At 52.8% G+C, this 14,125-nt stretch carries 9 protein-coding genes; 7 read left to right on the plus strand and 2 right to left on the minus strand.

Annotation, left to right across the window (positions count from 1 at the left end; translation table 11 throughout):
- Positions 1–95: 95 nt before the first annotated feature.
- The 6 genes from BM412_RS01860 to BM412_RS01885 all read left to right on the plus strand — a co-directional run bounded on the left by BM412_RS01860 (position 96) and on the right by BM412_RS01885 (position 11,158).
- On the plus strand, positions 96–5,936 hold the full coding sequence (locus tag BM412_RS01860; protein WP_177245610.1) for a WIAG-tail domain: 5,841 nt from the start codon (positions 96–98) through the stop codon (positions 5,934–5,936).
- A gap of 144 nt (positions 5,937–6,080) precedes the next feature.
- A complete protein-coding gene (locus BM412_RS01865; RefSeq protein WP_091213152.1) occupies positions 6,081–6,761 on the plus strand; it encodes a FadR/GntR family transcriptional regulator in 681 nt (226 codons plus the stop codon).
- 266 nt (positions 6,762–7,027) lie between these two features.
- Complete coding sequence (locus tag BM412_RS01870; RefSeq protein WP_256256079.1) at positions 7,028–8,215, plus strand: ABC transporter substrate-binding protein; 1,188 nt, start codon at positions 7,028–7,030, stop codon at positions 8,213–8,215.
- A 62-nt stretch (positions 8,216–8,277) separates the two neighbouring features.
- Positions 8,278–9,159: a carbohydrate ABC transporter permease gene (locus BM412_RS01875; protein ID WP_091213158.1), complete on the plus strand. Its 882-nt coding sequence runs from the start codon at positions 8,278–8,280 to the stop codon at positions 9,157–9,159.
- Positions 9,159–9,986: a carbohydrate ABC transporter permease gene (locus tag BM412_RS01880; protein WP_091213160.1), complete on the plus strand. Its 828-nt coding sequence runs from the start codon at positions 9,159–9,161 to the stop codon at positions 9,984–9,986. The genes BM412_RS01875 and BM412_RS01880 overlap by 1 nt, the downstream gene beginning before the upstream one ends.
- Positions 9,983–11,158 (plus strand): trans-sulfuration enzyme family protein, encoded by a 1,176-nt coding sequence (locus BM412_RS01885; RefSeq protein WP_091213163.1) that lies wholly within the window; start codon positions 9,983–9,985, stop codon positions 11,156–11,158. The genes BM412_RS01880 and BM412_RS01885 overlap by 4 nt, the downstream gene beginning before the upstream one ends.
- A 727-nt stretch (positions 11,159–11,885) precedes the next feature.
- Here the strand turns inward: BM412_RS01885 and BM412_RS32015 are convergent.
- Together BM412_RS32015 and BM412_RS01890 are read right to left on the minus strand one after the other, a co-directional pair.
- Positions 11,886–12,050, minus strand: coding sequence for a hypothetical protein (locus BM412_RS32015; protein ID WP_177245611.1), 165 nt, complete (start codon positions 12,048–12,050; stop codon positions 11,886–11,888).
- 128 nt (positions 12,051–12,178) lie between these two features.
- Complete coding sequence (locus BM412_RS01890) at positions 12,179–12,652, minus strand: DL-endopeptidase inhibitor IseA family protein (protein WP_177245612.1); 474 nt, start codon at positions 12,650–12,652, stop codon at positions 12,179–12,181.
- Between the two features lie 170 nt (positions 12,653–12,822).
- Here BM412_RS01890 and BM412_RS32820 point away from each other — a divergent pair, with 170 nt between their 5' ends.
- Complete coding sequence (locus BM412_RS32820) at positions 12,823–14,124, plus strand: glycosyltransferase family 2 protein (protein ID WP_371264695.1); 1,302 nt, start codon at positions 12,823–12,825, stop codon at positions 14,122–14,124.
- Position 14,125: the final 1 nt, after the last annotated feature.

Consider the following 14,125-nt stretch of genomic DNA (forward strand, 5'->3'; position numbering starts at 1 on the left):
GTCGTTTACAAATAATTTGACCTTCCTTCGTGTGACCAGCCTATGGGTGAATGCATATGATACCTATGACATTGAGGTGGAAGAAGGAGAGGGCTATGGCGAAGAGCAGCAAAGGAAAAGGCCCCAAAGGGCGGAAGCCGTTATTTTATGTGGATAATCCGAACGCTTCGGAGTTGAAGTGGCTCGAAGAATTGAAGAAGAAAAAGCCGGCTTCACCGACGAAACCGGAAGAGAAAACGGTTCAAGTGAATGCAGCGACACCTGTACTGGAATCCCCAGAAGCGGATACGCTGCAAGTGGAGCCGGAACAACAGCCTCAGCAAGAGGTTGAAGTGACCATCGCGCAGGAAGCTTCGGAAACGGCGGAGCAACAAGCGCCGCAGCAGGAGCTGATTGTGGCTGTCTCGGAAGAGCCGGTCGCACTAATCCCACTTACACAAACGGATGAGGAATTACAGGCAATAGCAGCGGAAATCGAGCGGCTGGCCCGCGAGAATGAAGAAGCAGAACGGCTCCATTTGGAGCAGATGGAAGAACTGTTGAAACAAGAACTCTTGCGCAAAGAGGCGCTTGTGGCAGAGAAACGTATGCCGGATTCACCGCTCCCTTTCATACACACCGACGACATTGCAGACAATGCGATCACTTCGCATAAATTGGCATTCGGCGCTGTTGACTCCGACCGGATTAAACAGAGCGCAGTCATTACGAACACGATCGCCGATTTCGCGGTGGAAAGTATTAAAATTGCCAATGGTGCCATCATTTCGTCCAAAATCGCATCGGAGTCCATTACGGGCGACCATTTAACGAAGAATGCCATCTCAGGCACGAAAATTCGCGACCGCTCCATTACAGGCGACAAGCTGCGCGACAACAGCATTACGTCGGAGAAGCTGGCTGACCGGACAATTAGCGCCGATAAGCTCGCGGAAGGATCCATTGAAGCGAAACATTTGAAGCCGCTCATTGTGACATCGGAGCTGCTCGAGGATCAAACCATCACTTCAAGCAAAATCAAAAGTGCGGCGATCCGCACCGAAAATATTGCCAACGAAGCCATCTCAACCTCCAAGCTTGCGGAAGGCTCCATCACCCGCTCGAAGCTGCGCGACGCTTCGATCACAGGCGAGAAGATCAGCATTGGAGCGATCGATTCCTCGCATCTTCAGCCCGGACTGCTGCTGGCGGAGCATGTGGCACCAGGCGTTCTGCTGGGCAAACATTTGGCATTGGGCGAAATTACAGCTAACCATATGGTTGAAGGGGCAGTCGGTACCAGAGAGCTGAAGGCCGGTTCCGTAACGTCCGAATCCATTGCGCAAGGAGCTGTCAGCTCGAAGGAGCTGCAAGACGGCGCGGTGAAGTCGCAGCATATCGCTCCCGCCGAAATCGGCACGGAGCATGTGCAGGATTATTCGATCTCATCTCCCAAAATCGCAGACCTGTCGATTTCCACGATTAAGCTCGTCGATCATGCGGTTACGGCATCCAAGATCGCCGATCACAGCATTACGGCCAGCAAGCTGACTGACGATGCGGTTCACGGCAAACACCTAAGCAGACTCAGCATCAGCGGCGACAAAATGTTATCCGACACGATTGAAGAACGCCATCTGGCGGAGAACTCGGTCGGTTCGAAGCAATTGATTGATGACAGTGTGGCAACCGGACATCTGACCAACGGTTCCGTAACGGATAAGAAGCTGGCAGCGCAATCGGTGAAGCAGGTTCACGTCAGCGCAGCTGCTATCGGTCAAGTGCAGCTGCAGGATGCATCGGTCAGCGAGCAGAAGCTTATCGATGGCAGCGTAAGCAGCGCTAAGCTCGCAGAGCTGTCTATTCAGACGAAGCATCTGGCGGATGAGTCCGTGACGTTTGACAAAATCGGTCCGGAAGCGGTTCGCGCCTTCCATCTCTCGCCGGGAACGGTAACGGAAGAAGCCATCTCGCCGGAAGCGGTCTCCTCGCTGCATTTGCAGCCTGGGCTTATCGAAGCGTATCACATCAGCGAAGGCGCGATTGAAACAAACGCGCTTCAAGATGGCGCGGTGAAATCCATCAAGCTGGCAACCGGCTCCGTATCGGAGCGGCATTTGGCAGCGGGCTCGATTCACTCGCATCATTTGGCAGATCATATCGTCAATTCCCTCAAGCTGTCGCCGGAGAGTGTCTCGACCGATAAGCTGACCGACTGCGCGGTAACATCAAGCAAGCTGGCTGACAGCAGCGTAACGACAGCGAAGCTGGTGAACGGTTCGGTGACAGGCGAGCAGTTGGCTTTTGGCTCCGTCACACGTAAGCATCTGGCCAAAGGCGCGATTGATACCGAGCATCTGGCGAAGGGCATTATCAGCGAACGTCATCTGTCGGCAGGCGTTGTCGGCAGCGACGCGCTGGCACAAGGGGCAGTTACGGGCGATAAGCTTGCGCTGGGCTCGATAAACGGCGGCCATCTGGGCAGCGAGTCGGTCGGCAGCAAGCACTTGGCGGAGCAATCCGTATACGGCGCGCATCTTGCACCGGAGAGCGTTCGCGATGTTCATTTGAGCAATGATTCGGTTACGGCAGCGAAGCTGAGCGAAGGAAGCGTAGCGGGCTATCATTTGCAAAATGAGGCCGTAAGCTCCCGTGCCATTGAGCCTTCGGCGATTCATGGCCAGCACGTAGCGGCATCGGCGATTGATTCCAACCATATCGCAGAATCCTCGGTAGGCAGCACGCATTTGAAGATCGACAGCGTCCTGCAGCTTCATTTGTCCGAAGAATCCGTTGGTACCGATCAGCTGTGTGACGAAGCGGTAACAAGCTCGAAGCTGTCTTCGCTCTCCGTGCATGGCGATCACATCCAACTGGAGACCATTGCGGGCAAACACTTGAAGGCAGAAGCCATTCAAGGGTATCACATCCGCAAAGGGTCGATCTCCCAAGCGCATTTGGCATCGGAGTTTTATACGTTTGATAAAGCACCGGATGGCATCATCCATGGAATCAAAATCAAACGAGGCACCATCAGCAACGATACGTTGAGCGATGGAGCAGTTAGCGGCACGAAGATTGCAAGCGGAGCGGTTGGATCCGAAGCGCTTGGCGCTTCGGCGGTTGGCGAAGCGCATTTGCAGCCAGGCGCGGTAACGCTTAGCAAAATTGCGCCGAAATCGGTCGCAAGCGCGCATCTGACGGCAGGTGCTGTCGGTAGCGAGGCGCTGGGCGAAGGCGCGGTTATCAGCTCGAAGCTGGCAAACGGCGCAGTCGGCTCGGATGCGTTAAATAAAGGCGCGGTCGAAAGCTCGCACTTAGCTAGCGGAGCGGTTGGTACGGAGGCGCTGAACGACAGCGCGGTTACGAGCGAGAAGCTGGCAAAAGGAGCGGTTGGTGCGAAAGCGCTGAGCGACGGAGCGGTAACGAGCGTGAAGCTTGCGTTTGGCGCAGTGAACACAGACGCGATTGGCAACAGCGTTGTTACGAGCGAGAAGCTGGCGCTCGGAGCAGTAGGGTCGAAAGCGCTCGGAGACGGCGTAGTAACCAGCGCGAAATTTTCGAGCGGTGCCGTCGGCACAGATGCGATCGGCGATGGCGTGGTCACAAGCGCGAAGCTCTCGAGCGGAGCGGTGAGCACGGAAGCGCTCATCGACAGCTCGGTGACGGGTGTGAAGCTGGCGAACGGTGCGGTAGGCACGAAGGTGCTGGGTGACGGGGCGGTTACAACCGCTAAGCTGGCACTGGGAGCAGTAAGCACGGAAGCGCTCAGCGATAGCTCGGTGACAAGTGAGAAACTCGGAATAAGTGCGGTAAGTACGCAAGCGATCAGCGACGGAGCGGTAACAAGTGCGAAGCTGGCGGTCAGCTCGGTCGGCACGGAAGCGCTGATCGATGGCTCGGTGACAAGCGATAAGCTTGCAAGCGGAGCAGTAGATGCTGAAGCGCTGGGCGACAACGCGGTAACCAACACGAAGCTGGCGGCCGGTGCGGTTGGCACGGATGTGCTCGCCGATAACGCGGTAACGGGTGCGAAGCTGGCCAAAGGAGCGGTTAGCGCCGAAGCGCTGGGCAACAACGCGGTAACCAGCGCGAAGCTGTCGAGCGGCTCAGTAGGTACGGAAGCCCTCGGCGACAACGCGGTGACAAGCGCGAAGCTGGCAAGCGACTCGGTCGGTGCAGATGCGCTGATTGACGGCTCAGTGACAAGCGCGAAGCTGGCAAGCGGGGCAGTTGGCACGGAAGCGCTCAGCGACAGCTCGGTGACGAGAGTGAAGCTGGCAAGCGGATCAGTAGGCACGGAAGCACTCGGCGATAACGTGATAACAAGCGCGAAATTGTCCGGCGGTTCGGTCGGTACGACAGCACTCGGCGATAGCGCGGTAACAAGTGCGAAGCTGGCAAGCGGAGCAGTCGGCACACAAGCACTCAGCGACAGTGCGGTAACCAGCGCGAAGCTGTCGAGCGGGGCAGTCGACACAGAAGCGCTGAGCGACGGTTCGGTGACAAGTGAGAAGCTCTCGAGCGGCGCGGTTGGTACAGAAGCGCTGATCGACAGCGCGGTAACAAGCGCGAAGCTGGCACTCGGATCGGTTAGCACGGCAGCACTTAGAGACAGCGCAGTCACAGGTGATAAGCTGGCAGGCGGAGCGGTAAGCACGAAAGTGCTGTGCGACGGAGCGGTGACGAGTGAGAAGCTCTCGAGCGGAGCAGTCGGCTCGGAAGCGCTGAGCGACCACGCCGTAACTAGCGCGAAACTGGCGAGTAACGCAGTAGGCACGGAAGCACTGAGCGACAGCGCGGTAACAAGTGAGAAGCTGGCAAGCGGAGCGGTCGGCACGGAAGCGATCGTCGACGCAGCCGTAACCAGCGAGAAACTAGCCGGCGGAGCAGTCGTTACGGAAACGCTCGGCGAGCATGCGGTAACAAGTGCGAAGCTGGCGCTCGGGTCGGTAAGCACGGAAGTACTCGGCGACAGTTCAGTTACGAGCACGAAACTCGCAAACGGCGCAGTGAGCGAAAACCACTTGCAGCATGGAGCAGTGACAGCGAACATTATTGCGCACAAAGCCATAGGTTCAGCGCATTATGCCGCAGGTTCCGTGGGCAGCGAGGCAATCAGCGACGGCGCTGTCAGCGGCACGAAGCTGGCGAACGGCGCAGTGGGCGAGAACCAGCTGCAAGCCGGTTCGGTTACGCTGAGCAAGATCGCAGCTAAGTCCATTACGACCTCCCATCTCATCCCGGGCTCCATCGAAAGTGTTGCTTTATGCAACGGTTCGGTGACGACGGAGAAGCTGGCCGTCGGAGCGGTTGGCACAGAAGCGATCGCTGAAGGGGCAATTACGGCCGATAAGCTTGCACCCGGGGTGCTTGCGCCGACTCAGCAGACGTTGTCAAACGGCTGCATCGAGGAAGGCCATATTGCCCTCGGCGCTGTAAGTGCAGCTAAATTGGCGGATGGATCCGTATCAACAGAGAAGCTGGCTGAAGGCGCAGTGAACTCGGAGCAGCTGGCGGACGGCGCCGTAACAGGTGTCAAAATCGCCCTCGGCAGCATCACGGCAGCCCATTTCGCTGAAGATGCATTCCCGGTTCAGGCAGCTTCGGCTCCGGAAGCCGCCGTGGAAGGCAACCTGCTGCAAGAGGGCAGCATTAGCAGCGATAAGCTGGATTTCACACCGGTTACGACGGTCAAACGGCAAACGGCCGTTGTCCAGCAGTTCGGGCTTGCGCCGTATAGCTTCCAAGGCCAAGGCGAGCAGCTTGACATCACCATTGACTTCGACCAGCCGTTCAGCAGCGACTCGTATGTGTTCGTTGCGACGACGGATCAGCCTTCCTGCTACGCCGTCATCAAGGAAAAAATAGCCGAAGCGGTTCAACTGACAATCGTTCGGACCCGAATCAGCCCAGAGCCGATCGGTCTGGTGAACTGGATCGCAATCGGCCAATAAACACGCAGAAATCAATAGCCGGAGCCTCCTTGGGGAGCTCCGGCTATTTGGCCGTAAAGTATATTCCAGTTGACAGCGCTCTCAATTCTCGCGTAGGATATACCTATCAGACAGGTAGCAAGGTGAAAGGACGAACAGCGAGCGATGAAGAAAATTCAAAAAATACTAGTACATGAACAAGTATCGCAAGAGATTCAGAACTTCATAGAAGAGAAGGAACTCTCCGAAGGCGATAAGCTACCCTCTGTAGAAGAAATGACGCAAATGTTCGGTGTCGGCCGCTCCTCACTGCGCGAAGCGCTTCGCTATTTGGAAGCCATGGATATTATCCAGGTTCACAATGGCAAAGGTATTTTTGTTAAAGACGTCAACACGTTCCGCTTTACAGGGAAAGTAAAGATCGAACGGGAGAAGAATTTTCTGCTTTCCATTCTGGAAGTGCGCAGAGCGCTGGAAGGACAGTCTGTCGCGCTGGCATCCAAACGGATTACCGGCAAACAAATTGCCGAAGTAGAAGAGTGCCTGGAAGAATACCGCATTTTGAAAGAAAGCAATAAAGACACTTCGCAGGTCGATTTAGCTTTTCATCGTCACATTATTAAAGCTGCGAATAATCCGGTTCTGGAGACCGTGCTAGATTCCATTTCAGGTTTATATGAGAAGTTTTTCAACGATCCGCTTGGCGACAAACAGCTCTTTGATGAGACGTATCCGTTCCATATTACAATGTTTAAAGGCATTGCGGAACATAATACGAAGACGGCATTGGAAGAATTCAGCAAGCTGATGGACTGCATTGAGGAGAAAATAAAAAGCGCCAAGTAAGCGCAATTTTTTCCTTGACAACGATTAAGCGCTTTCACTATAATCAACCTATCAGACAGGATGACTGTATGACGGTCTGACACATGAAATTAAATAGGGGGATGACATCAATGACAAGTCGCAACAAGCTTCTTACTACACTGCTTTGTGGTATTGTATCAGTTGGTCTTTTGGCAGGATGCGGTAACAACTCGAATGATGGCACGGCTAGTAACTCCAACGCAAATGCAAACGCAGGTGCAAGTGACGAGAAAGTAAAGCTACGCATGATTGAAAGTTTAACAAGTCCGAACAGAACGAAACTGATTCAAGCTTCGATTGACAAGTTTGAAGCAGCGAATCCGAACATTGAAGTCGAATTCATTTCCCCTCCGTTCGACCAAGCCGACAACAAGATCAGAACGATGCTCGGTGCCAAAGAGGATATCGACATCCTTGAGGTTCGTGACCTGAACGTTGCTGAAATGGTGAATAACGGCTTCGTTGAGCCGCTTAATGCTTACACAGATAAATGGGCTGATTTCGGAACATTGACAGCGGTATCCAAGTCCGTTGGTTCCGTAGGCGATAAATTATACTTCATTCCAAACGGTCTATACGAAAGACAATTGTTCTACCGTGCGGATTGGTTCAAAGAAATGGGCCTAACACCGCCAAAAACATGGGATGAGCTCTACGAAACAGCGAAGAAGCTGACAGATCCCGCTAAGAACCGTTTCGGTTTCTCCTTCCGCGGTGGTTCAGGTTCGACAGGTACAACAGATGCTATGATTCAAGCTTTTAACGGTGCGAAAGTAAATGTTGAAGACTCGATGTTCACAACAGACGGCGCAACCATCTACTCGACGCCTGAAGCGAAAGCAGCAATGGAGCTTTACCTGAAGCTTTACAAGGATGCATCGCCACCGGATTCCGTTAACTGGGGCTTCCAAGAGCAAGTACAGGCGTTTACTTCCGGCGTAACGGGCATGCTGCTTCAAGATCCGGACGTTATTCAGTCGCTTGCTGAGAAAATGGAAGAAGGCACATGGGCAACAGCACCATTGCAAACAGGCCCAACAGGCAAAGCATTGTTCGCAGCAGGTGGAGCAGGCTGGGGTATCGCAGCTAACTCCGAGCACAAAGAAGCAGCTTGGAAGCTGATCGAATTCTTGTCGAGCCCGGCTGAGAACACGCAATTCTCGAAAGACTTCGGACTTATTCCGGTTCATTCCAGTGCTACGGAAGATGAATTCTTCAAAACAGGTCCTTACAAAACATTGCTCGACATGTCCAACCAACCGGATACGTTCGTAAACTTCAAACCGGCATTCCAGTACGCAGGTAATGCACAATGGGGACAAGTTGCAATGGAAACTACGCAAGCGCTTCTGCTTGGTCAAGCGAATCTCGATGATACGCTGAAGAAGTGGGACAAGTATTGGGTAGATGAAAAGGCTAAACTGACAAAATAATGCTTATCAGGAGGGCGGCGACAAGCCGCCCTTACTAAATTCAAAGAGCAAGGCGGTGTCTTATGAAAAATCAACGCATCTTTATACTATCGGGGCTGCTTCCCGCTTTGTGTCTCGTGTTAGTGTTTACGTATTATCCGTTTCTTAAAGGGATTCTAATGGCTTTCCAGGATTACAAGCTGTTTGATTTACGTAATGTGCATTTCGTCGGTTTATCGAACTTCAAAGCGGCTTTCAAAGATCCTAAATTTCTGATGGCCATGAAGAACAGTGCCTACTGGGTATTCTGTTCCCTCATTTTACAATTTATTTTAGGGCTCCTTCTAGCTCTGGCGATGAAGAAACAATTCAGAGGCAGAGGGATTTATCAAGGTTTCGCTTTCTACTCCTGGGCATTATCCGGCTTCCTGATCGGCTTAATTTGGAAATGGATGTTCAACTCCCAAATCGGTGTTGTCAACGATTTGCTTCTCAAATTCGGAATTATTCATGAACGCATTGGTTTTCTATCCGATCCCAAATGGGCGATGGTATCCGTTATTGTCGCCAACGTCTGGTACGGTGTAGCTTTCTTCGCAATCATGCTGCTGGCTGCCCTGCAATCCGTTCCCGGTGAACTTTACGAAGCCGCGGATATGGACGGTGCCACGGGTATGCGGAAGCTGCTGAACGTAACATTGCCTTACATTATGCCGACAATTATCGCGACAACGCTGCTGCGTGCGATTTGGATATTTAATGATCCGACGATTATTTACGGTTTAACCAACGGTGGTCCTGCAGGAACTACACATATTCTGTCCTCGCTTATGCTGGACAAAATTCTCTATGGCGGAGACTACGGTGCCGCATCGGCGATCGGTATTATTATGATAATTATCCTGTTGCTTTACACAATCTTCTTCCTAACAGTCACAAAGGCTGAGAAAGTAGGTGATTTCTAATGAAGCAGCGCCTTCTGAGCCTATTCCGATTCGTCTACTTATCCCTTTACTTAATCGTGATGGTTTTCCCGCTTTATTGGATCGTCATCACGTCACTCAAACCACAGAAGGATATTTTCTCTTATCCGATTAAATATTGGCCGACTACGTTTACGCTGGATAACTTTATTAATATTTTTAAAATATCCAAGTTCCATATCTACATCGGCAACAGCTTTCTGATTGCAATCTCGGCTGCATTGGTTGTATTGGTTATTGCGGTATTGAGCGCATACGTGCTTGCCCGTTTTACCTTTAGAGGTCATCGCCAAATTATGCTTGCGTTCTTCATCACACAGATGCTGCCCGGATTTATCGCGCTTGCACCGCTTTATCTGATGATGAGCCAGATGAACCTGCTCAACCACCGGATTGCGCTGGTCTTGATGTATACGGTCGGGCTTATCCCGTTCTCGACCATTATGTTGCGCGGCTTCTTCCAACGTATTCCCGGCAGTCTTGAAGAAGCGGCTATGATTGATGGCTGCTCGCGCTGGTCGGCATTGATTCGGATTATTATTCCGGTCATGCTGCCGGGGATTGCATCTACTTTTATTTTCGCCTTCGTACAGAACTGGAACGAGTTGTTCCTGGCGGCTTTGTTTATTGATAACGATTCACTCAAGACGATTCCGGTCGCCATGAATTCATTTATTCTTAAATTCGACGTGGATTGGGGCTCAATGTCCGCAGGAGTGGTGTTGTCGATCATTCCAACGATTTTGATTTTCGCCTTTGCACAGCGGTTCATCGTTGAAGGTTTAACACAAGGAGCAGAAAAAGGATGAGTAAACCGGGGCAAGATGCCGTTACAGCGAGAGAAAAACAATTTACTCAAGTCTCTTACGATCAACTCGATTCGAGGCATCATGGCGCGATCCATATGCCGATTTACCAGAACAGCTTGTTTGCTTTCGAGACGTACGAAGAATTCGATACTGCTTTTCAAGCACTGCTCGACAATCATATCTATTCACGCGGCAACAATCCGACGGTAACATACCTGGAGCAAAAGCTTGCGGAACTCGAAGGCGCGGACAAAGCGAAATGCTTCGCATCCGGCATGGCTGCCATTTCATCGGCCATTTTGTCTTCGGTTCAGCAAGGTGATCACGTTATCTGTGTGGACCAAGCTTACGGCCCAACCAGAGAATTTCTGGGCAGCTACATGGTGAAATTCGGCGTAGAAACGACGTTTGTGGATGGAACCTCCATTGACAGCTTCAGAGCGGCGGTTCGTCCGAATACGAAGCTGCTTTATCTGGAGAGTCCAACCTCAGGACTGTTCGAGCTGCAAAATCTGCGTGAATGCGCGGCTTATGCCAAGCTCATTGGTGCACGGACCATTATTGATAATACGTGGGCTTCACCTTGCTTCCAGAATCCGCTTGACCTTGGGGTGGATCTGGTCGTCCATTCCATTACGAAGTACATTAGCGGTCATAGCGACTGTGTCGGCGGCGTCATACTTGGCTCGAATGAACTGATCGACAAGGTCGGATATGGCGAATATATGCTGCTTGGCGGTCTTATGACGCCGCAGACGGCTGCGCTCGTTTCCAAGGGGCTGCGTACCCTTCCGCTGCGTATGCAAAGGCACGAGGAGAGCGGATTGCTGCTGGCGGAGTATATGAGCCGCAAAGCGTATGTAAACCACGTCAATCATCCGGGCTTGTCTTCGCATCCGCAATATGAGCTGGGCAAAAGCCAGATGAAAGGCTACAGCAGCTTATTCTCCTTCGTGACGGATGAGCCGCTTGCGAAGATGAGAGCTTGGGCTACCAAGCTGCAATATTTCAAGATCGCGGTCAGCTGGGGCGGTTTCGAAAGCCTCGTGACGGTGAATCCACTTCCACCTGGCAAGGATGGACAATCCGCTACAGTCGTTAGACTGTATGTGGGGATGGAGGATCCGAAGGATCTGATGGCGGATATTGATCTCGCCTGGAATTCCCTATAGGCGTTTGCAACACTGCAAAAAAGGGCTGAGCATCGGAGTTTCCGATGCTCAGCCTTTTTTACGACTTTGCCACCACAACACCAACCGCGCCAGCTCGCGTTCCTCGCCAAACTCACGCGCTAACTGCTACTAGCTAACAAATCACCTCGGCCCTCGAGTCCCGTCAAACGCCAAAGAACCAACCACCTCACGCTCTTCGCCATCCGCTAATGAACCACCCTAGCTCATGAGACGCGCTACCGGAGGCCAACTAACGACCCCCGGCTCTCGAGTCCGGTTAACGGCCAACTAACCACCTCGGCTCCCGAGTCCCGCCAACTGCCAACCAACAATCCTAGCTCCCAAGTTTCGCCAACTGCCAACCAACAATCCTAGCTCCCAAGTTTCGCCAACTGCCAACCAACCATCCCAGCTCCCGAGTCTCGCCAATCGCGAATCAACCTTCCCAGCCCTTGAGTCTCGCCAACCACCAACGAACCAACCCGGCACCCAAGTCATGCTAACTGCCAACCAACCAACCAACCAACTCAAGCACCTCGCCAACCGCTAACGAATCGTAGAGGTCTTATTTGAACCAATTTACGGGTTTTGAAAATCTAACGAATCGTACAGGCCTTATTTCGTGTTAGACTGCCATTTTCGGCTCAATTTACCCTAAATAAGGCTTCTACGATTCGTTAGAATTGAAAAGCGGCTGTTTTCGCTTAAATAAGACCTCCACGATTCGTTAAAAAAATGGCGACAGCGCGGCTGTCTCGGACCTGAAGTCCGGCTCGCCAAGTGCGGGAGGCCCGCCAAGAGCAGTCGGCCCGCCAAGAGCAGTCGGCTCGCCAAGTGTGGGCGGTTCGCCTTGAGCAGTCGTCTCACCAAGAATCCGGCTCACCAAGAGCATACAGCCCTCCAAGAACCGGCGGACTCGCGTCTGTCTTTGTAATAACCCACAGCAAAAAGGGGCTATCCCGTCATCAACCGATGACTAGCGGACAGTCCCTTTTTTTTGTGCGGCTGCCCGGCGCCCGATTACAGCTTGTTGATTGTGAACCGGTAATCATAGCGTTTGCCGGAACGGCTGATGATCTTGTACCCGCTAGAAGTACGGGCAATGGTGTAGTAAATGGGCACATTGCCGTCAGGATCACCGGATAACATGGCACGGACCCGGATCCTTGTCTTCGTAATGCTCAGAATGCGCACGGATTCGACGAAGTTCGGGATGGGACCGGGATCGCCCAATATAACATATACCCTTCCGTTATGGACGATGGACTTCAAGCTGCGCAGCTGAATACGGCTGAAGGTTATGCCCCAATACTTGCGAAAATAGGCGTAAATTTTGGCCCTGGTACTGTAGCGCAAGGGCAGCTGGATATATTCAGTTCCGCCGACGTTAATCTCTCTTCTATCAAAACTGGAGCCGTACACATCAAACCAAGCCGCTTCGGCTTTGTTTAGGAAGACACGAAGCGCTTGTCGAAGCTGTAAGCTTTCTACCATTGGCATCACCTCCTCTATGCCAACAGCATATGTAATTAGGTAGATTCAGTGACGTGAAAAACGCGTAAAATCAGCGAGGCTCCTGCCTTAACGTACAACAGCCGTTCCTCTTGCACTCTATCGTCCATAAACTAACTGGTAAAAAGACGGATATGGAGGTGAACGAGTTCATGAAGCCTAGCAGCGGAAGAGTCGTCCAGCAGATTCGGAAGCAGCCGCTCCTAAATGATAGAGTTTATGCCGGGTTATCGAAGGCAGCCGCGAGCCGCGCCAATCGCACAGTGTGGAGCGAGACCTCCGCCGCACCTCCAATCGCAGCAGCATCACCTCCAAGCCAACCGGCGCCTTCCCGAAAAAGAAAACCAGCCATCGAAGCAAAATCCGTCCCGCGTGCAAGCAGGAAGCCAAGAGCGAAGAAAGCCGTACCGGATAAACGGGCAGCGAAGCAGCAGGTGATCGTTCAACATGCGGCCCCTGCGAAAGTCACGGCGTTGACGACTAAGTCCAGAATGATCGTCTCGAAAGCGGCCCCGCAGAAGCAGAAACAGAAGCAGTCTCCGGCAGTTGAAGCCGTCAGGGAGCAGGCATTCCGAATAACTGACCCGCAGCCAATGCCGGTTCTCCAGCCACAGCTACAGCCTCAACTGCACGCATACTCGCAGCCACAAATGCAATCCTATCCACCTCCACTGCCACAACCAAAGCTCGAGCCCATATTGACGGTATCTGCAACACCGGCCAATCCGGTCGTGTCGGTCATCATCCCGGTCATGAATGAGCGTCGTACCATTGGCAAAGTGATTCAAGAAGCGAAGAAGGTACATTCCAGCGTGGAAGTGATCGTCGTCATCAACGGATCAACTGACGGCTCGGCAGCGATCGCAAGGCGCAAGGGAGCAAAGGTTATTACGTTTGCGGAGCCGCTTGGCCATGACGTCGGGCGAAGTGTCGGGGCTGCTGCCGCCAGCGGACAGGTGCTGCTCTTTCTCGACGGGGATATGATCATCAAGGCGTCGGGGCTGAGAGCCTTCGTCCAATCGGTCCTGCACGGCGGAGTGGATGTAGCACTAAACGATTACTCCGGCCCAACGAACAAATCATCCGTCCACAGCGTCGTCCTTGCGAAACATGCATTGAATACGATTCTGAGGCGCCCGGATCTGAAAGGCACCTCGATGACAGCCGTCCCCCATGCCATAAGCCGCGCCGCCCTATCGAGAATCGGGGCCGATGCACTCGCCATACCGCCGCTTGCGCATGCCAGGGCGGTCCAGCACGGACTAATCGTGCAAGCAGTAAAACGCATTAATGTGGGGAAACTCAACTTGCCCCGCAAACAGAGAGAACGGACGAATCCGCTTGAGCTGCTTATTGTAGGCGATCACTTGGAGGCCATCGATTGGCTGACGAAGCAGACCAACGATCGCGGCGGATACACGGATTTGGAGCGAAAACGTTATTTGGCGAGGTGAA

Origin of the sequence: Paenibacillus sp. BC26 (genome assembly GCF_900116125.1) — a bacterium.
GTDB lineage: Bacteria > Bacillota > Bacilli > Paenibacillales > Paenibacillaceae > Paenibacillus_Z > Paenibacillus_Z lignilyticus.